Annotated in this window: 17 protein-coding genes and 1 tRNA gene; 15 read left to right on the forward strand and 3 right to left on the reverse strand. The window is 66.5% G+C overall.

Features of this window, described 5'->3' with window-relative positions; translation table 11 throughout:
* Window positions 1-20: 20 nt before the first annotated feature.
* Window positions 21-461 (forward strand): CBS domain-containing protein, encoded by a 441-nt coding sequence (locus tag EZ313_RS19535; RefSeq protein ID WP_135264986.1) that lies wholly within the window; start codon window positions 21-23, stop codon window positions 459-461.
* An 11-nt stretch (window positions 462-472) separates the two neighbouring features.
* On the opposite strand, the gene rsxB is transcribed toward EZ313_RS19535, so the two are convergent.
* Window positions 473-1,129: an electron transport complex subunit RsxB gene (gene rsxB, locus EZ313_RS19540; protein ID WP_135264987.1), complete on the reverse strand. Its 657-nt coding sequence runs from the start codon at window positions 1,127-1,129 to the stop codon at window positions 473-475.
* A gap of 41 nt (window positions 1,130-1,170) precedes the next feature.
* Window positions 1,171-2,514 carry a polyhydroxyalkanoate depolymerase gene (locus EZ313_RS19545; protein ID WP_135264988.1) on the reverse strand — a complete coding sequence of 448 codons (1,344 nt, stop codon included), beginning with the start codon at window positions 2,512-2,514 and terminating at the stop codon, window positions 1,171-1,173.
* Window positions 2,515-2,688: 174 nt separating this feature from the next.
* Here EZ313_RS19545 and ygiD point away from each other — a divergent pair, with 174 nt between their 5' ends.
* A complete protein-coding gene (ygiD, locus tag EZ313_RS19550) occupies window positions 2,689-3,522 on the forward strand; it encodes a 4,5-DOPA-extradiol-dioxygenase (protein ID WP_135264989.1) in 834 nt (277 codons plus the stop codon).
* Between the two features lie 18 nt (window positions 3,523-3,540).
* On the opposite strand, the gene EZ313_RS19555 is transcribed toward ygiD, so the two are convergent.
* On the reverse strand, window positions 3,541-4,740 hold the full coding sequence (locus tag EZ313_RS19555) for an amino acid aminotransferase (protein ID WP_135264990.1): 1,200 nt from the start codon (window positions 4,738-4,740) through the stop codon (window positions 3,541-3,543).
* A gap of 140 nt (window positions 4,741-4,880) precedes the next feature.
* Between EZ313_RS19555 and uvrB the strand changes: the two genes are divergently transcribed.
* From uvrB to EZ313_RS19620, 13 genes are all read left to right on the forward strand, one after another.
* On the forward strand, window positions 4,881-6,962 hold the full coding sequence (gene uvrB / locus EZ313_RS19560; protein ID WP_205960444.1) for an excinuclease ABC subunit UvrB: 2,082 nt from the start codon (window positions 4,881-4,883) through the stop codon (window positions 6,960-6,962).
* A 256-nt stretch (window positions 6,963-7,218) separates the two neighbouring features.
* Window positions 7,219-7,758, forward strand: coding sequence for a Fe-S cluster assembly transcriptional regulator IscR (iscR, locus tag EZ313_RS19565; protein WP_135264992.1), 540 nt, complete (start codon window positions 7,219-7,221; stop codon window positions 7,756-7,758).
* A 44-nt stretch (window positions 7,759-7,802) separates the two neighbouring features.
* Window positions 7,803-9,029 (forward strand): IscS subfamily cysteine desulfurase, encoded by a 1,227-nt coding sequence (locus EZ313_RS19570; RefSeq protein ID WP_135264993.1) that lies wholly within the window; start codon window positions 7,803-7,805, stop codon window positions 9,027-9,029.
* Window positions 9,030-9,059: 30 nt separating this feature from the next.
* Window positions 9,060-9,446 (forward strand): Fe-S cluster assembly scaffold IscU, encoded by a 387-nt coding sequence (gene iscU, locus EZ313_RS19575; protein ID WP_135264994.1) that lies wholly within the window; start codon window positions 9,060-9,062, stop codon window positions 9,444-9,446.
* Window positions 9,436-9,822: an iron-sulfur cluster assembly protein IscA gene (gene iscA / locus EZ313_RS19580; protein ID WP_240788716.1), complete on the forward strand. Its 387-nt coding sequence runs from the start codon at window positions 9,436-9,438 to the stop codon at window positions 9,820-9,822. The genes iscU and iscA overlap by 11 nt, the downstream gene beginning before the upstream one ends.
* A gap of 68 nt (window positions 9,823-9,890) precedes the next feature.
* Window positions 9,891-10,418 carry a Fe-S protein assembly co-chaperone HscB gene (gene hscB, locus EZ313_RS19585; protein WP_135264995.1) on the forward strand — a complete coding sequence of 176 codons (528 nt, stop codon included), beginning with the start codon at window positions 9,891-9,893 and terminating at the stop codon, window positions 10,416-10,418.
* A gap of 5 nt (window positions 10,419-10,423) precedes the next feature.
* A complete protein-coding gene (hscA, locus tag EZ313_RS19590) occupies window positions 10,424-12,283 on the forward strand; it encodes a Fe-S protein assembly chaperone HscA (protein ID WP_135264996.1) in 1,860 nt (619 codons plus the stop codon).
* Window positions 12,284-12,285: 2 nt separating this feature from the next.
* Window positions 12,286-12,624 carry an ISC system 2Fe-2S type ferredoxin gene (gene fdx, locus EZ313_RS19595; protein WP_135264997.1) on the forward strand — a complete coding sequence of 113 codons (339 nt, stop codon included), beginning with the start codon at window positions 12,286-12,288 and terminating at the stop codon, window positions 12,622-12,624.
* 90 nt (window positions 12,625-12,714) lie between these two features.
* Window positions 12,715-13,455 carry a DNA polymerase III subunit epsilon gene (gene dnaQ / locus EZ313_RS19600; RefSeq protein ID WP_276606976.1) on the forward strand — a complete coding sequence of 247 codons (741 nt, stop codon included), beginning with the start codon at window positions 12,715-12,717 and terminating at the stop codon, window positions 13,453-13,455.
* A 37-nt stretch (window positions 13,456-13,492) separates the two neighbouring features.
* Window positions 13,493-13,567, forward strand: a tRNA-Val gene (locus tag EZ313_RS19605).
* A 130-nt stretch (window positions 13,568-13,697) separates the two neighbouring features.
* The gene (locus tag EZ313_RS19610; protein ID WP_135264999.1) at window positions 13,698-14,585 is read left to right on the forward strand and encodes a tyrosine-type recombinase/integrase; all 888 of its coding nucleotides are present in this window, start codon (window positions 13,698-13,700) and stop codon (window positions 14,583-14,585) included.
* A gap of 202 nt (window positions 14,586-14,787) precedes the next feature.
* Window positions 14,788-15,021, forward strand: a complete 234-nt coding sequence (locus EZ313_RS19615) for a hypothetical protein (RefSeq protein ID WP_135265000.1) — start codon at window positions 14,788-14,790, stop codon at window positions 15,019-15,021.
* Window positions 15,022-15,036: 15 nt separating this feature from the next.
* On the forward strand, window positions 15,037-17,436 hold the full coding sequence (locus EZ313_RS19620; protein WP_135265001.1) for a DNA primase family protein: 2,400 nt from the start codon (window positions 15,037-15,039) through the stop codon (window positions 17,434-17,436).
* Window positions 17,437-17,580: the final 144 nt, after the last annotated feature.

The raw sequence follows: 17,580 nt of genomic DNA on the forward strand, positions 1-17,580 counted from the left end.
TTGCAAGAGGGAGGTGCCTCATGAGCGAACGCACCGTGTTCCAGTCGCTGACGCACAAGCACGTGGTGCGCGTCGGCCCCGAGGCCAGCGTCTACGAAGCGGCCTGCGTGATGACGCGCGCCAATTGCGGCAGCGTGCTCGTGATGGAGCCGCCCGACGCGATCCTGGGCATCCTCACCGAGCGCGACCTGATGACGCGCGTGCTGGCCCGGGCGCTCGACCCGGCGCTGACCGCCGTGCGGGAGGTGATGACGCCCAAGCCGGTCTGCGTGAAGCCGGAGCTGCCGGTGTCCGAGGCCGTGCTGATCATGCTGGAGCGCGGCTTCCGGCACCTGCCGGTGGTGAGCGGCACCCGCGTGCTGGGCGTGTTCTCGGCGCGCGACGCGCTGCCGCGCGAGGTGGGCGCCGCGATGGGCATCGTGGAATTCAACGAGCAGGTGAACGACGTCGCGGGTGGCTGACGCCGCTCGGCTCAGGCCTTGCCGCGGCGGGCCCGCGCGCGGGCGAGGGCGGCCTCGATGACGGCGCGCTTGCGATCGGCCTCGGTGCATTCGGTGCCGTGCGTCTGGGCGGGCAGGTCGGCGAGCTTGGCCTCGGCCTTGCGCTCCAGCCGCCCGGCGTGCTCGGCCTCTTCGCGAGCCAGGCGCTGCTTGCGTGCTTCGTAGCGGTCCAGCGCCATTTCCGCCTGCTCGGCGCTCCACGCCTGCCAGCCAGCGCGGTCGCCGGTGACGTTCTCCAGCGAGATGCAGTCCACGGGGCAGACCGGCACGCACAGCTCGCAGCCGGTGCAGTACGGCTCGATCACGGTGTGCATGCGCTTGTGCACGCCGAGGATCGCGTCCGTGGGGCAGGCCTTCAGGCACAGCGTGCAGCCGATGCACCAGGCCTCGTCGATGACCGCCACGGTGCGCGGCCCTTCGACGCCGTTGGCAGGATTGAGCGGCAGCGGCGGACGGCCGGTGAGGGCGGCCAGGCGCTGGATGCCTTCCGCGCCGCCGGGCGGGCATTGGTTGATGTCTGCCTCGCCCCGGGCCATGGCCCGGGCGTAGGACTCGCAATCGGGGTAGCCACAGCGCGTGCACTGCGTCTGCGGCAGCGCGGCATGGAGCCGCGCCGCAAGGTCTTGCACCGGGAAACCTCCGAGAGTTGCTCGCTCCGGCGCAACCCCGCTCAGGCCGCGGGCTCGACCGCCTTCTTGCGTGCCGACGCCTTGGCCGGAGCGGTGCGCTGCGCGTTCGGCACCACCGGGCCGTCGTTGAAGCGCGCGATGAAGTCGCGCACCTCGGGGTAGACCATCTCGCGCCACTTGCGGCCGGAGAAGATGCCGTAGTGGCCGGCTCCCTTGACCTCGAAGTGCTTCTGGCGCGACTTCGGCACGTTGTAGCAGAGCTCGTGCGCGGCCTCGGTCTGGCCGGCGCCGGAGATGTCGTCCAGCTCGCCTTCGATGGTGAGGTGGGCCGTGGTGGTGATGTCCTCCGGACGAACGCGCTCGAGGTCGCCGTCCTCGCTGATCACGTCCCAGGTGCCGTTGACGAGCGCGAACTCCTGGAACACCGTGCGCACGGTCTCGAGGTAGTAATCCGCGTCCATGTCGAGCACGGCGTTGTACTCGTCATAGAACTGGCGATGCGCCTCGGCCTTGTCGTCGTCGCCCGCCACCAGGTGCTTGAAGTAGTCGTAGTGGCTGGAGAGATGCCGGTCGGGGTTCATGGCCACGAAGCCCGTGTGCTGCAGGAAGCCCGGGTACACCCGGCGGCCTGCGCCCGGGAAGCTGGTCGGAACGCGGTAGATCACGTTGTTCTCGAACCATTCATAGCTCTTGTTCATCGCCAGGTTGTTCACGGCCGTGGGCGATTTGCGCGCGTCGATCGGGCCGCCCATCATGGTCATCGTCAGCGGCGTGACCTCGCCGCGGGAAGCCATCAGCGACACCGCGGCCAGCACCGGGACCGTCGGCTGGCACACGCTGATCACGTGGCAGTTGCCGTAGATGCCTTGCAGGTGCCGGATGAATTCCTGCACGTAGTTGACGTAGTCGTCGAGGTGGAACTCGCCCTGGGAGAGCGGGACCGTCCGCGCGTTCTTCCAGTCGGTGATGTAGACCTTGTGGTCGGCCAGCAGGCTGCGGACCGTGTCGCGCAGCAGCGTGGCGTAGTGGCCCGAGAGCGGCGCGACGACGAGCACGGTCGGCTGGGCCTTGATCCTGGCCAGCGTGGCCGGATCGTCGGAGAAACGCTTGAAGCGGCGCAGCTCGCAGAACGGCTTATCGATCTCGACGTCTTCATGCACGACGACATCTGTTCCGTCGACCGCGACCGTCTTGATGCCGAACTCGGGCTTCTCGTAGTCCTTCCAGAGCCGGTACACCAGCTCGTACGCGGCGGATGCGCGCTGGGCGAACAGGTTCTGGCCGAAGGGCGTAAGGGGGTTGCTATAGAGCTTTGCCGCCGCCTGCGCGAAATCGGCGAAGGGTTCCATCAGCGAACGCTGGGCTTCGTAAATCTGGTAGAGCATGTGCTGTGGCCCGTTGAATGGTGCAATGCAATATAGCAGTCCTGCCCGCCTCGTGCTCATCCGTGAAACCCGCAGGCATCATCGGAATCCACGCGTGCGACACAGTGCAGCTTGCTTTTATTGCGCCGCACGATTTGCGGGAATTTTCAGCAAGCTTGTGTCAACCAAGAACGCATGACGACCGACGCTTCCGACCTGTCACTTTCCTTGCAGAGCCTGCGACCCAGCGCGCGCCTGCCGGCCCTGTTCATCGGCCACGGCAGCCCGATGAATGTCATCCAGGACAACGAATGGCGCCGGGGCTGGCAGGCGTTCGGGCGCGAGTTCGTCGCCCGGTGGCCGGCGCCCCGATTGATCCTGTGCGTGTCGGCGCACTGGCTGACGCATGGCTGGTGGATCACCGGCATGGAACGGCCGAAAACCATCCATGATTTCGGCAACTTCCCGCCCGAGCTGTTCGCGCAGCAGTACCCCGCGCCGGGCGCGCCCGAGGCCGCGCGCGAAATCGCGAAGTTGCTCGGCGCCGGCGTGGACGAAGGCGAATGGGGCCTGGACCACGGCAGCTGGTCCGTGCTCAAGCCCATGTTCCCCGAGGCCGGCATCCCGGTCGTGCAGCTTAGCCTGGACTGGGACCGCCCGCCCGCCGAACACCTGGCCATGGGCCGGCGCCTGCGCGCGCTGCGGGATCGCGGCGTGCTGGTCGTGGGCACCGGCAACACGGTCCACAACCTGCGCGTGATGCGGCGCGAGCTGCCGTCCAACCAGGCGTACGACTGGACGGTGGCATTCGACAGCAAGGTGGCCGACTGCGTGCGCGCGGGCGATATCGAGGGCCTGGCCCGCTTCGAGTCGTGGGGCGAGATGGCCCGGCTCGCGCATCCGAGCTACGAGCATTTCCTGCCGCTGCTCTACGCCGCCGGCGCGGCGGAACCGGGCGAGCCGGTCCGCTTCTTCAACGAGGGCTACCAGGGCGCCTCGATCGCGATGCGGTCGATCGTGTGGGGGTGAGGCGCCGGCCGCTCCGGGTTACTGGAGCACTTTCGCGATCGACTTGCAGACGTAGTCGATGTTCTTGCTGTTGAGCGCGGCCACGCACATGCGGCCGGTGTCCGTGCCGTAGACGCCGAACTCGGTGCGCAGCCGGACCATCTGGTCCTTGGACAGGCCCGAGTAGCTGAACATGCCGACCTGCGTCGTGATGAAGCTCATGTCTTCCTTCACGCCGCAATCCTTGAGCTTTTCCACGAGCGCCAAGCGCATCTGCTTGATGCGCAGGCGCATCTCGCCCAGCTCCTTCTCCCACATCGCCCGCAGCTCCGGCGTGCTCAGCACGCTGGTCACCACCGAAGCGCCGTGGATGGGCGGGTTGCTGTAGTTGGTGCGGATCATGATCTTCAGCTGGCTGAGCACGCGCGCTGCGTCGTCCTTGTCCTGGCAGAGGACGGACAGGGCGCCCACGCGCTCGCCGTACAGGCTGAAGCTCTTCGAGAACGAGGTCGCGACGAAGAAATCCTGACCGGACGCGACGAACTTGCCGATCACGGCGCCGTCCTCGGTGATGCCGGCGCCGAAGCCCTGGTAGGCCATGTCGAGGAAAGGCACCAGCTTCTTCGCCTTGGTTGCGGCGATGACCTTGTCCCACTGCTCGGCCGTGATGTCGTAGCCGGTCGGGTTGTGGCAGCAGGCGTGCAGCACGACGATGGTGCCCTCGGGCGCCATGTTCAGCGCGGTGAGCATGCCGTCGAAGTCGATGCCGCGGCGGGCGGCGTTGTAGTACGGGTAGGTCTCGACCGTGAAGCCGGCCTGGCTGAACAGGGCGCGATGGTTCTCCCAGCTCGGGTCGCTGATCAGCACCTTGGCCTTGGGATTCACCTTCTGCAGGAAGTCGGCGCCGATCTTCAGGCCGCCGGTCCCGCCCAGGGCCTGCACGGTGGCGACGCGGCCCCTCTTGACGGGCTCGCTCTCGGCCCCAAATACGAGGTTCCTGACGGCCTGGTCGTACGCCGCGATGCCGTCGATGGGCAGGTAACCGCGCGCCTTGGGCGCCTCCATCATCTGCTTTTCCGCCTGCTGCACGCACTGCAGCAGGGGGAGCTTGCCGCTGTCGTCGTAGTACACGCCGACGCCGAGGTTGACCTTCTGCGGGTTGGCGTCTGCGTTGAACTGCTCGTTGAGGCCCAGGATGGGGTCGCGCGGGGCCATCTCGACCGACTGGAACAAAGACATGCGGGGGATCCTCTGGAAGATGCGGGTGCAGGGGCTGCGGAGCCGCCGGAGCATGCTGTACGCTGTCCGGCTTGCCTGCGATTTTAAGCGCGCGTCATTCACCCAACCCAGCAGCAGTCATGCCAGAAACCGCAGTCGCCATGCCTGAAAAGCAAAAGGGCGAGTTCATCACGTATCCCGGCTCGCCCTTCGAGCTGTACCAGCCGTACCCGCCCGCGGGCGACCAGCCGCAGGCGATCGAAAAGCTGGTGGAAGGCGTGCAGGACGGCGAAGTGTTCCAGACGCTGCTGGGCGTGACGGGTTCCGGCAAGACCTTCACGATGGCCAATGTGATCGCGCGCCTGGGGCGGCCGGCCATCGTGTTCGCACCCAACAAGACGCTGGCCGCGCAGCTGTACTCGGAGTTCCGCGAGTTCTTCCCGAAGAACGCGGTGGAGTACTTCGTCAGCTACTACGACTACTACCAGCCCGAAGCCTACGTTCCGCAGCGCGACCTGTTCATCGAGAAGGACAGCTCGATCAACGAACACATCGAGCAGATGCGGCTGTCGGCCACCAAGAGCGTGCTGGAGCGCCGCGACACGGTCATCGTGGCCACGGTGAGCGCCATCTACGGCATCGGCGCCCCGGAGGACTACACGCAGATGCGGTTCATCTGCCGCGCCGGCGACAAGATCGGCCAGCGCGACGTGATCGGCCAGCTGATTCGCATGCAGTACAACCGCAACGAGCAGGACTTCTCGCGCGGCACCTTCCGCGTGCGCGGCGACACCATCGACGTGTTTCCCGCCGAACACAGCGAGCTGGCGGTGCGGCTGGAGCTGTTCGACGACGAGATCGAGTCGCTGCAGCTGTTCGATCCGCTCACGGGCCGCATCCGCCAGAAGGTGCCGCGCTTCACCATCTATCCCTCCAGCCACTACGTCACGCCGCGCGAGAAGGTGGTCTCGGCGGTGGAGTCGATCAAGATCGAACTCGAACAGCGCCTGAAGGAACTGGTGGGCATGGGCAAGCTGGTGGAGGCCCAGCGCCTGGAGCAGCGCACCCGCTTCGACCTGGAGATGCTCAGCGAGGTCGGCCACTGCAAGGGCATCGAGAACTACACGCGCCATCTCTCGGGCTCTCCCCCGGGTGCGCCGCCTTCGACGCTCACCGACTACCTGCCCAAGGACGCGCTGATGTTCCTGGACGAGAGCCACCAGATGATCGGCCAGCTGAATGCGATGTACGCCGGCGACCGCCAGCGCAAGACCACGCTGGTGGAGTACGGCTTTCGCCTGCCTTCGGCGCTGGACAACCGGCCGCTGAAGTTCGAGGAGTTCGAGGCGCGCATGCGGCAGGTGGTCTTCGTGTCGGCCACGCCCGCGGCCTACGAGCAGGAGCATGCCGGCCAGGTCGTGGAGCAGCTGGTGCGCCCCACCGGACTGGTCGACCCCGAGGTCGAGGTGCGCCCCGCCACCCACCAGGTCGACGACGTGCTGCAGGAGATCCGCATCCGCGCCGAGAAGAACGAGCGGGTGTTGATCACGACGCTGACCAAGCGCATGGCGGAGCAGCTCACCGACTACCTGGCCGACAACGGCGTCAAGGTGCGCTACATGCACAGCGACATCGACACGGTCGAGCGGGTGGAGATCCTGCGCGACCTGCGGCTGGGCGCGTTCGACGTGCTGGTCGGCATCAACCTGCTGCGCGAAGGCCTGGACATCCCGGAGGTGTCGCTGGTCGCCATCCTCGACGCCGACAAGGAAGGCTTCCTGCGCGCCGAGCGCTCGCTGATCCAGACGATCGGCCGCGCGGCGCGCAACCTGCACGGCAGGGCGATCCTCTACGCCGACAACATGACGGAGTCCATGAAGAAGGCCATCGGCGAAACGGAGCGGCGCCGCGCCAGGCAGATCGCCCACAACGCGCTGCACGGCATCACGCCGCGCAGCATCCGCAAGGAAGTGCGCGACCTGATCGACGGCGTCTACAGCGAGAAGGCGGCCAAGGAGCAGGAGAAGCAGGAACTGCAGCGCGCCATGGCCGAGGACATGTCGGAAAAGGACATGGCCAGGGAAATCAAGCGGCTGGAAAAACAGATGCTCGAGCACGCGCGCAACCTCGAGTTCGAGAAGGCCGCGCGGGTGCGCGACCAGCTGGCGCTGCTCAAGCAGCAGGCCTTCGGCGCCGTCGTGCACGACAATGTGGTCCCCATCTCCTCCGGCCGCCGCGGCTGAGCTAGCTCGCCGGCCCGGAACCAAATCGCGACTGGCCAGTCTATTTACCCGAGCAAAGCAGTGGGTTTTCGGGTATACTTGACGGAATCGCTCAGGATCAAAAGAACTCGACGTGGCGCGTAGGCGCCGCATGGAACAGGCGCTCGGGAGGCGCCGCGAGGGACGGCCGCACAGGCCGTGAACATGGGTGGAGACGGACCGCGCCGGCTGGTGCTTGTGCGGTGCAACAACGGTACACAGCAACAAGGAGGTTGCGATGCGTCTCACAACCAAAGGCCGCTTTGCGGTCACGGCGATGATCGACCTGGCCCTGCGCCAGAACAATGGCCCCGTCACCTTGGCCGCGATCAGCCAGCGCCAGCAGATCTCCCTGTCGTACCTGGAGCAGCTGTTCGGCAAGCTGCGCCGGCATGAGCTGGTGGAGTCCACCCGCGGGCCGGGCGGCGGCTACACGCTCGGCCGCAAGGCTTCCGAGATCACCGTGGCCGACATCATCGTCTCGGTCGATGAGCCGATCGACGCCACCCAGTGCGGCGGCAAGGAGAACTGCCACGGCGACGGCGGCCGCTGCATGACGCACGAGTTGTGGGCGCAGCTGAACCAGCGCATGGTGGAGTTCCTCGATTCGGTGACGCTGCAGAAGCTGGTCGACGACCAGCTGGCCAAGGGCATCCAGATCGAGGACAAGCCGGCGGTCAAGCGCGCGATCTCGAGCGCGCCGGTCGTCAAGCCGATCCGCGTGAACGCGCCGAACTCGGTGTTCGCGCTGGGCAGCATGGTGCCCGCCAAGTCCTGATCACCAACCCACGGAAACGAACGCCAGCCAAGAGCCAGCCCGACATGGACATGACCCCGCATTTCCCGATCTACATGGACTACGGCGCCACGACGCCGGTCGACCCGCGCGTGGTCGACGCCATGGTACCCTGGTTGCGCGAGCACTTCGGCAACCCGGCCTCGCGCAGCCACGCCTGGGGCTGGGAGGCCGAAGCCGCCGTGGAGAAGGCGCGCGAGCAGGTGGCCGAATTGATCGGGGCGGACCCGCGGGAGATCGTCTGGACGTCGGGCGCCACCGAGTCCAACAACCTCGCGCTTAAGGGCGCGGCCCATTTCTACAAGACCAAGGGCCGGCACCTTGTGACGGTGAAGACCGAGCACAAGGCGGTGCTGGACACCATGCGCGAGCTGGAGCGCCAGGGCTTCGAGGTGACCTACCTCGACGTGCAGGAAGACGGCCTGCTGGACCTGGAGAGGTTCAAGGCCGCGCTGCGGCCGGACACGATCCTGGTCAGCGTCATGTTCGTGAACAACGAGATCGGCGTGATCCAGGACATCCCGGCCATCGGCGCGATCTGCCGCGAGCGCGGGATCATCGTCCACGTCGATGCGGCGCAGGCCACCGGCAAGGTGGAGATCGACGTCAAGTCGCTGCCGGTCGACCTCATGAGCCTGGCGTCGCACAAGACCTATGGGCCCAAGGGCATCGGCGCGCTGTACGTGCGCCGCAAGCCGCGCGTGCGGCTGGAAGCGCAGATGCACGGCGGCGGCCATGAGCGCGGCATGCGCTCGGGCACGCTGCCCACGCACCAGATCGTCGGCATGGGCGAGGCCTTCCACCTCGCGAAGCTGGAGATGGCGCAGGACCACGCCAAGGCGACGGCGCTGCACAAGCGGCTGCTCGAGGGCCTCAAGGGCATCGAGCAGGTGTTCATCAACGGCAGCACCGAGCCGGGCCGCCGCGTTCCGCACAACCTGAACATGAGCTTCAACTTCGTCGAAGGCGAGTCGCTGATCATGGGCATCAAGGGGCTCGCCGTGTCCTCGGGATCGGCCTGCACCTCCGCTTCGCTGGAGCCCAGCTACGTGCTGCGCGCGCTTGGCCGCAGCGACGAACTGGCGCACAGCAGCCTTCGAATGACGATCGGCCGATTCACGACCGAGGAAGAAATCGACTACGCGGTGGAGACGATCAAGAAGAACGTCGCCAAGCTGCGCGAACTCAGCCCGCTCTGGGAGATGTACCAGGACGGCGTGGACCTCAGCACCATCCAGTGGACCGCGCACTAGACAACCATTGAAAAGACGTTAGGAGAGAACATGGCTTACTCCGAAAAGGTCGTGGACCATTACGAGAACCCGCGCAACGTGGGTTCCTTCGACAAGGGCGACGCGACGGTGGGCACCGGCATGGTCGGCGCACCCGCCTGCGGCGACGTGATGAAGCTGCAGATCAAGGTCAACCCGCAGACCGGGGTGATCGAGGACGCGCGCTTCAAGACTTACGGGTGCGGCTCGGCGATCGCGTCGAGCTCGCTGGTCACCGAGTGGGTCAAGGGCAAGACCCTGGACCAGGCGGCGGCGCTGAAGAACAGCCAGATCGCCGAGGAACTGGCGCTGCCGCCGGTGAAGATCCACTGCTCCATCCTGGCCGAGGACGCCATCAAGGCGGCCGTCGAGGACTACAAGAAGAAGCATGCGCATTGATCCCGTCGAAACCGCGGCCGTCGAAGGCGCGGGCGGCGAGTCCGGGCAGCCGAAAGCCGTCACGCTGACGCGGGCGGCTGCCCGCCACGTGCTGCGCTACCTTGCCAAGCGCGGCAAGGGCATCGGCGTGCGGCTCGGGGTCAAGACCACCGGCTGCTCCGGCCTGGCCTACAAGCTCGAGTACGTGGACGAGGCGGCGCCCGAGGACCTCGTGTTCGAGAACCACGGCGTGAAGGTCCTGGTCGATCCCAAGAGCCTGGCCTACATCGAAGGCACGGAGCTGGACTTCGTGCGCGAAGGCCTGAACGAGGGCTTCCGGTTCAACAACCCGAACGAGCGCGACCGCTGCGGTTGCGGCGAGTCGTTCAGGGTGTGAGCGTCGCAGGGCCGCCCCAAGACGCGAAGGCCCCCTCGGGGGGCAGCGAGCCCACGAAGTGGGGGAGCGTGGGGGCCCTATCCCTCTCCGACAACGACTTCGTCCTGTTCGGCCTGCCGGAACGCTTCGCGCAGGACCGCGGCGCCATCGACACGCGCTGGAAGGAACTGCAGCGCGAAGCCCACCCCGACCGCTTCGCCGCACAGGGCGGCGCCGCCCAGCGCGCGGCGATGCAGTGGTCGGTGCGCATCAACGAGGCCTACAACCGCCTGAAGGATCCCGCCAGGCGCGCAGCCTACCTGTGCGAACTGCGCCGCGCGCCCATCGACGCCGAACGCAACACCTCCATGCCGCAGGCCTTCCTGATGCAGCAGATGCACTGGCGCGAGGAGCTGGAGGAGGCCCGCAGCAGCGACGACCTCGACGTGCTCGCCGACGAGCTGCAGCAGGCCCGCGCCAAGGTCTTCGACGACATCGAGCGCCTGCTCGACCGTGAGAACGACGCCGCCGCAGCCGCGCAGCAGGTGAGGGGGCTGATGTTCATCGAGCGCTTTGCCCATGACGTCGAAGCGCGCTTCGACCAGCTGGGACAATAAAAGCCATGGCGCTCCTCCAGATCTCCGAGCCGGGCCAGGCTCCCGACCCCCACCAGCGCCGAATCGCGGTCGGCATCGACCTCGGCACCACGCACTCCCTCGTCGCGGCTGTACGCAACGGCGTGGCCGAATGCCTGCCGGACGCCGAAGGCCGCGTGCTGCTGCCCTCGGTGGTGCGCTACCTCGAGAACGCCGGCCGCCAGATCGGCCATGACGCGCAGGCCGCGCAGGCGCACGACGCCGAGAACACGATCGCTTCGGTCAAGCGGTTCATGGGCCGGGGGCTCACCGACATCGCCGACCGCGAACGGATGCCGTACGACTTCGTCGACCAGCCCGGCATGGTGACCTTGCGCACACGGGCCGGCGAGAAGTCGCCGGTGGAGATCAGCGCCGAGATCCTGGCCACCCTGCGTTACCGCGCCGAAGACACCTTCAGCGACGACTTGTACGGCGCGGTGATCACCGTTCCGGCCTACTTCGACGACGCGCAGCGCCAGGCCACCAAGGACGCGGCGCAGCTGGCCGGCCTGAAGGTGCTGCGCCTGATCAATGAGCCGACGGCCGCGGCCATCGCGTACGGCCTGGACAACGCGTCCGAGGGTGTCTATGCCGTCTACGACCTGGGGGGCGGCACCTTCGACATCTCGATCCTGCGGCTGTCGCGTGGCGTGTTCGAGGTGATCTCCACCGGCGGCGATTCGGCGCTGGGCGGCGACGACTACGACCGTGCACTGGCTGAGCACCTGCTCGCCAAAGCCGGCGTGAAGGCCTCGACGCCCGCGGACAAGGGCGGCGTGAAGATGGAAGCCCGCGCCGCCAAGGAGCGGCTCACCGACCACGAGCAGACCGAAGCCGTGCTGCTGCTGTCGACCGGCGAAGTCACCGTGCCCATCACGCGCGTGGAGTTCGAGCGCGTCACGGCCGAGCTGACGCAGCGCACGCTGTCCGCCGTGCGCAAGACCCTGCGCGACGCCAGACTGTCCCGCGACGAAGTCAAGGGGGTGGTCCTCGTCGGCGGTTCGACGCGCATGCCGCAGGTGCGCAGCGCGGTGGCCGACTTCTTCGGCCGCGAGCCGCTCACCAACCTCAACCCCGACGAGGTCGTGGCGATCGGCGCCGCCATCCAGGCCAACCAGCTCGCGGGCAACAACGCCTCGGGCGAGTTGCTGCTGCTGGACGTGATCCCGCTGTCGCTGGGCATCGAAACCATGGGCGGGCTGGTCGAGCGCATCGTGCCGCGCAACGAGACCATTCCCACCGCCAAGGCGCAGGACTTCACAACCTACAAGGACGGCCAGACCGCGATGGCGCTGCACGTCGTGCAGGGCGAGCGCGACCTGGTGCAGGACTGCCGCAGCCTGGCGCGCTTCGAACTGCGCGGCATACCGCCGATGGCCGCGGGTGCGGCACGCATCCGCGTCACCTTCACCGTCGATGCCGACGGGCTGCTCAGCGTGAGCGCGAAGGAGCAGACCAGCGGCGTCGAGGCGCGCATCGACGTCAAGCCGTCCTACGGGCTCACCGACGAGCAGGTCGCCACGATGCTGCAGGAAAGCTTCTCCACCGCGCAGCAGGACATGAAGGCGCGGGCGCTGGCGGAAGCGAAGATCGATGCGCAGCGCATGCTGCTGGCGACGCAGAGCGCGTTGGACGCCGACGGCAATCTGCTCGATGCCGATGAGCGCGCCCTCATCGAAGCATTGATGCAGGACCTGCGTGGCACCGCCGAATCGAGCGAGGACGCCGGCGCCATCGAAGCGGCCACCGCTGCGCTCGCCAAGGGGACGGAAGCCTTCGCCGCGCGCCGGATGAACCGCAGCATCCGGCAGGCGCTGGCCGGCCGCAACGTGGAGACGCTTTGACCATGGCCGTCATCCGCATCCTTCCGCATCCGGAGTACGCGCCCAAGGGTGCGGAGATCAGCGCGCCCGCGGGCACCTCGATCTGCGAGGCGCTGCTGGACAACGGCATCAAGATCGAGCACGCCTGCGAAATGAGCTGCGCCTGCACGACCTGCCACGTGGTCGTGCGCGAAGGCTTCAACTCGCTCAACGAGGTGGACGAGAACGAAGAAGACCTGCTCGATCGCGCCTGGGGCCTGGAGCCGAACTCGCGGCTTTCCTGCCAGGCCATCGTGGCGCAGAAGGACCTGGTGGTCGAGATTCCCAAGTACTCGATCAACCACGCGAAAGAAAAGCACTGAGGCGCAGCGCGCCGCGGCGGCGTGGAAACGTCGCCACTGGCGCGTGCCGTGTGCACGGCGGCGGGCGCTTGCAGCTCGGCAGCAGCCCGCATAATCGCGGCCATGCGCCAGATCGTCCTCGACACCGAAACCACGGGCCTGTCCGCCGAGACGGGCGACCGCATCATCGAGATCGGCTGCGTGGAACTGGTGGGACGCAAGCTGACCGGCAACAACCGGCACTGGTACCTCAATCCCGAGCGTGAAAGCCACGAGGACGCGCTCAAGGTCCACGGCATCACCAGCGAGTTCCTGCGCGACAAGCCCAAGTTCGCGGCCGTCGCAGACGAACTGCTGGAATACGTCGGCGGCGCCGAGATCATCATCCACAACGCCGCCTTCGACGTCGGATTCCTGAACAAGGAGCTGGAGCTCCTGGGCAAGCCGGGCTTCCGCAACTTCGTCGACAACGTGATCGACACGTTCGCCATGGCCAAGGAGATGTACCCGGGCAAGCGCAACAGCCTCGACGCGCTGTGCGATCGCCTCGGCGTCGACAACTCCGGCCGCACGCTGCACGGCGCGCTGCTGGATGCCGAACTGCTGGCCGACGTCTACATCAACCTCACGCGCGGCCAGGAAGCACTGCTGATGGACGTGTCGCCGCAGGACGCCGTTGCCGGCATCCAGACCCGAGTCGACCTGCGGCAGTTCACGCTGCCCGTGCTGCTCGCCAGCGAACAGGAAGCCGCGGCCCACGAGGAAATGCTGGCGCAGTTGGACAAGGCCAGCGGCGGCAAGACGCTGTGGCGCATCCAGACCCGCGAGAGCGGCTCCGCGCCTGTGGCATAATCGCGGGCTTTCCGGCAGCTTTCGTTGCCGCGAAAACGGGTGATTAGCTCAGCGGTAGAGCACTGCCTTCACACGGCAGGGGTCACATGTTCGATCCATGTATCACCCACCATCTGACAGCCAAAAGTTGTTGGGTGACAACGAGTTAGGTTCACGCTCGCAGCGATTCATCGCAACCGCACCAGCCTTCCAAGGCAGTGCCCTTACGGAGAATCGAAGTGCCCCGACTCGCTGCTTCACGCATGCAATTTGACCTCGCTGCCGCCGTCAAGGCCATCGAGGATCGTCCCCCTTCCAATCACACCCTGCGCGAGCTGGTGCAGGCGTTCAGCGCCGCCACCGCTGGCGACGCCGACCTGCGCCTTCGCAAGTGGCTCGACGCCTTCGGCGAGCTGCCTGCGTGGGACGTGAAGGCCGATGAACTGCAGAAGGCCGCCGACGCCATGCGGCAGGCTGGCTACGCTCCAGCGTCCGTCAACCGGGACCTGTCGGCGCTCGGCAGCGCCTACAAGTGGGCCAAGAAGAACCGCCTGTGCCCGCGCGGGTTCGTCAGCCCCACGACGCAGATCAGCCGCTCGCCCGAGCCGATCCGCCGGGTGCACGTCGAGCCCGCCGTCATCGACGCGGTGCGCAAGCTGGCCCTGATCTACCCCGACGCGCGGTTCGGCGTGTACGTGTCGCTCCTGATCGACACCGGCGCGCGCAAGTCCGAGCTGCTGCGCCGCTATGGCCGTGACCTCGACCTGGAACGCTGCGAAGTCCTCGCCCCGGTGACGAAGAACGGCACGCCGCGCGTGCTGATGTTCCGCGACTCCACCTCGACGCTCATTCGCCGTGTCTACAAGAGCATCGACCCCGACCGGCTGCTGTTCGAGGGCAGGGTGCGCGGCCAGCCGATCAACTTTCGCAAGGCGTGGGAGTTCGTCACGCGCGAGGCGGGCAGGCCCGATCTGCGCATGCACGACCTGCGCCATGTGCGCGCCGCCGACTTGCTGCGATCTGGCGAGTCGGTGGCGGTCGCCGCGCAGGTCCTCGGTCACGATGCCGCCGTTTTGACGCGCCGCTACGGTCACCTCGAAACGCGCGCGCTCAGGCAGGCGCAAGAACGGTCGTGGGCGCAAGCTGCCTGATCGAGTGATCGCACATGCTGAAGCGGGCCTTGAGCCCGCTTTTCTTTTTGGGCGACTGATTCATACGTACTTGCAACGAGTCGGTTACCGAGTCGGGTGGATGTGCACTGAGGCCCACAAGTGCATGCATCTTCTTTAGAGTTCGCCGCGTTTCGCTGCGAGCGTGACACCAACTCAACTCAATCAACCAAGCAGTACCAACATGGAATGGTCGACCATCCACGAGGCGTGGGACGCCTTCGTCAGCCAGCATCCTGAGCTGGGGTACAACCCCGGCTTTTTCCAGCTCCACAACTTCCTGCGTCATCACCGCGCGCCCCTGGTGCGTGCTGACGCGATCCGCAAGGTCAAGGGCAAGCACTGGATCGCCCACCGCGAACGCTTCCCGCAGATCGCTTTCGACGCTGCCACCGGCCACCTGGCGGCGCTCGCCTAGCACGGGGCAGCACCTATGCAGATCAAGATGACGGTCTTCGACGACGTGAATGCGCTACAGCGGCGCGAGCGCGTCGTGCACTGGGATGATCTGGCGCGCGAACTGATGTCGCCCCCGCAGTACGCCAGCAAGGCGGCAATGCCGCTTCTCAAGCTCGCTACATTCGGCGACCATCGCAGTGCGCAGGGCTCGGTGCGCTGGGACGCCAACGTGCGCGAAGTGCACGGCATCGAGGGTGACTACGACACCGAGGTCACCAGCGTCGAGCGCGCGCACGACATCCTGACGCGCGCGGGCGTCGAAGCACTCCTGTACACGACGGCCCGCAACGAGCCCGGCAAGCCACGCTGGCGCGTCCTGTGCCCGCTCTCAACCCCTTGCGTGCCACACGACCGGCGCGCGTATGTCGGCATCCTGAACGAGATTCTCGGTGGGGTTCTCGCGGACGAGAGTTTCACGCTGAGCCAGAGTTTCTACTATGGTGCTGTGAGTGGCTGCGAGTTCAAGGCGCTGCGCTCTTCGGGCCGTTGCATCGACGACTTCTCGCTTCTCTACGATGGCGTGTTCCCTACGGAAGATCGCCATGAAGCGAACGCAGAAGACATCGATGCGGCTGTTCGCGCGCTCGCGTTCGCGAACGTCACCGACGAGACGATGCTGGACATCCGCTCCGCTGTTGCCGCTCTCAGGCCTCACCGCTACGAGCAGGGAAGCTACCTCAAGTGGTTCGAGATCATCCTGGCGTTGAATAGCCTGCGTTTCGCCAACCGCGAGGCCGAAGCCCGCAACATCGCAATTGAGTTCAGCCGCAGGGGCGGCGCGGCTTTCGACCCGCGCGCCTTCGACCGCCTGTGGCGTGAGGTCCCCAAGCGTTACACCTACCGCACGATCTTCAAGCGCGCAGCCGAGGACGGCTGGGCGAATCCTCGCGCGTCTGCAACGCAGCCTGACCGAGCCGATGGTGGGCGCGTCGATCACACCGACAGCGGCAACGTCAACGCGCTCTACGAAGAGACGAAGGGCGACCTGCGCTATGTCGTCGAGCGCAAAGTGTGGCTGTGGTGGACCGGGTGCGGCTGGCAAGTGGACGAGTCAGGCAGCCGCGCCCGCGACGCAGCACTGAAGGTCGCCGAACGCTACTGGACCGCTGCCGCGACGCTCGAAAAAGATGCGGATCGCCTCGATGGCGAGGAACGTAAACACGCTCAAAAGCTCGCACGAGCCGTGCGCTCCTGGGCGCTGCATTGCCGGAACAAGAAGGGCCTCGACAACATGCTCGCGCTTGCCGCGCGTGACTCGCGCTTTGCCGTGAGTGCCACGGAGCTTGATCTCGACGTGTGGGCACTCGGCGTCGCGAACGGAGTTGTCGATCTGCGTACCGGGGTCCTGCGCGCCAACAGCCGCGAGAACTTCATCACGAAGAGCTGCAACTGCCGCTTCGACCCCGATGCCGGTGCGCCTGCATGGCGCGACTTCATCGCAAAGATCACCGGTCTGCCGGATGGCCCGAACTGCTTCATTCCTCGCCCTGAGCTGGCAAGCTATGCCCAGCGCGCGATTGGATACTGGGCGACGGGTTCGACACGCGAGCAGAAGATGTTCGTTGCCGTTGGCGACGGCTCGAACGGCAAGAGCGTGATGTTCGACGTGATCGAACACATCCTCGGCCCCTACTGCGTCCAGGTTCCGCCCGATGCGATGATGGCTTCGAGCCGCGATGCAGATGCGGAACGCCCGACCCCGGTGGCGCGCAGCCTGGCTGGCGCGCGGCTCGCCTTCGGCAGCGAAGCGAAGGAACGGCACAAGCTGAACGCCGCATGGGTCAAGAAGCAAACCGGCGACGGGAAAATGACCGCGCGCGGCATGCACGAGAACACGTTCACGTTTTCCATTACTCACAAGCTCGCGCTGCTGACGAATCACGAACCGCAGCTCGATCACATGGATGAGGCCACTCGTGGGCGCATTCACACTTGGCCGTTCGACCGCCGCTGGAACCGCCCGGGCTTGTCGAGGCGTGACCCTAACCTGCCTGACGGTGACAAGGACCTGAAAGAGAAGCTGCTGGCCGAAGGCGAAGGCATCCTCGCATGGATCGTCGCTGGGGCCGTCCTCTATTGCCGCGAAGGGCTGGAACCGCCTGCGCCGGTGGCCGAGCGAACTGTCGCCTACTTCGACCAGCAGGACGCGCTTGTGCAGTGGCTCGCCACGACGGAGAAGTGCGCGCTGGCCGAAGGCACACGCGCGAACGAACTGTTCGAGTCTTACAAGTCGTGGTGCGGGGTCGAGGGATTCACGCCGACGCCCTCGAACGTAGCCTCATTCGGGAAGCGTCTGAAATCGACAGGTTGCGAGTACGAGCGCGACAAGGCCGGCAGCGTCTACGGCCTTCGTGTCGGCACTCCGACGTTCTGACCCAAAGATGCCGATGACAGGGTGGCAGCAGTGGCAGCTTGTTTGCCACTTTTCCACTGAAGGCATGGTCAACGAAGACCGGGCGAGTAGACGCAACCTTGGTGCCACTGCTGCCACCTGCCAGCATCGAACATATTGCTCGCC

This window comes from Ramlibacter henchirensis (assembly GCF_004682015.1).
Classification (GTDB): domain Bacteria; phylum Pseudomonadota; class Gammaproteobacteria; order Burkholderiales; family Burkholderiaceae_C; genus Ramlibacter; species Ramlibacter henchirensis.

Coding starts and splice junctions, on each gene's coding strand:
- iscU (WP_135264994.1), top strand. CDS start 9,060: ATGGCTTACTCCGAAAAGGTCGTGGACCATTACGAGAACCCGCGCAAC.
- iscR (WP_135264992.1), top strand. CDS start 7,219: ATGCGTCTCACAACCAAAGGCCGCTTTGCGGTCACGGCGATGATCGAC.
- ygiD (WP_135264989.1), top strand. CDS start 2,689: ATGACGACCGACGCTTCCGACCTGTCACTTTCCTTGCAGAGCCTGCGA.
- fdx (WP_135264997.1), top strand. CDS start 12,286: ATGGCCGTCATCCGCATCCTTCCGCATCCGGAGTACGCGCCCAAGGGT.
- uvrB (WP_205960444.1), top strand. CDS start 4,881: ATGCCTGAAAAGCAAAAGGGCGAGTTCATCACGTATCCCGGCTCGCCC.
- EZ313_RS19620 (WP_135265001.1), top strand. CDS start 15,037: ATGCAGATCAAGATGACGGTCTTCGACGACGTGAATGCGCTACAGCGG.
- EZ313_RS19545 (WP_135264988.1), bottom strand. CDS start 2,514: ATGCTCTACCAGATTTACGAAGCCCAGCGTTCGCTGATGGAACCCTTC.
- iscA (WP_240788716.1), top strand. CDS start 9,436: ATGCGCATTGATCCCGTCGAAACCGCGGCCGTCGAAGGCGCGGGCGGC.
- EZ313_RS19555 (WP_135264990.1), bottom strand. CDS start 4,740: ATGTCTTTGTTCCAGTCGGTCGAGATGGCCCCGCGCGACCCCATCCTG.
- hscA (WP_135264996.1), top strand. CDS start 10,424: ATGGCGCTCCTCCAGATCTCCGAGCCGGGCCAGGCTCCCGACCCCCAC.
- EZ313_RS19570 (WP_135264993.1), top strand. CDS start 7,803: ATGGACATGACCCCGCATTTCCCGATCTACATGGACTACGGCGCCACG.
- EZ313_RS19610 (WP_135264999.1), top strand. CDS start 13,698: ATGCAATTTGACCTCGCTGCCGCCGTCAAGGCCATCGAGGATCGTCCC.
- EZ313_RS19535 (WP_135264986.1), top strand. CDS start 21: ATGAGCGAACGCACCGTGTTCCAGTCGCTGACGCACAAGCACGTGGTG.
- EZ313_RS19615 (WP_135265000.1), top strand. CDS start 14,788: ATGGAATGGTCGACCATCCACGAGGCGTGGGACGCCTTCGTCAGCCAG.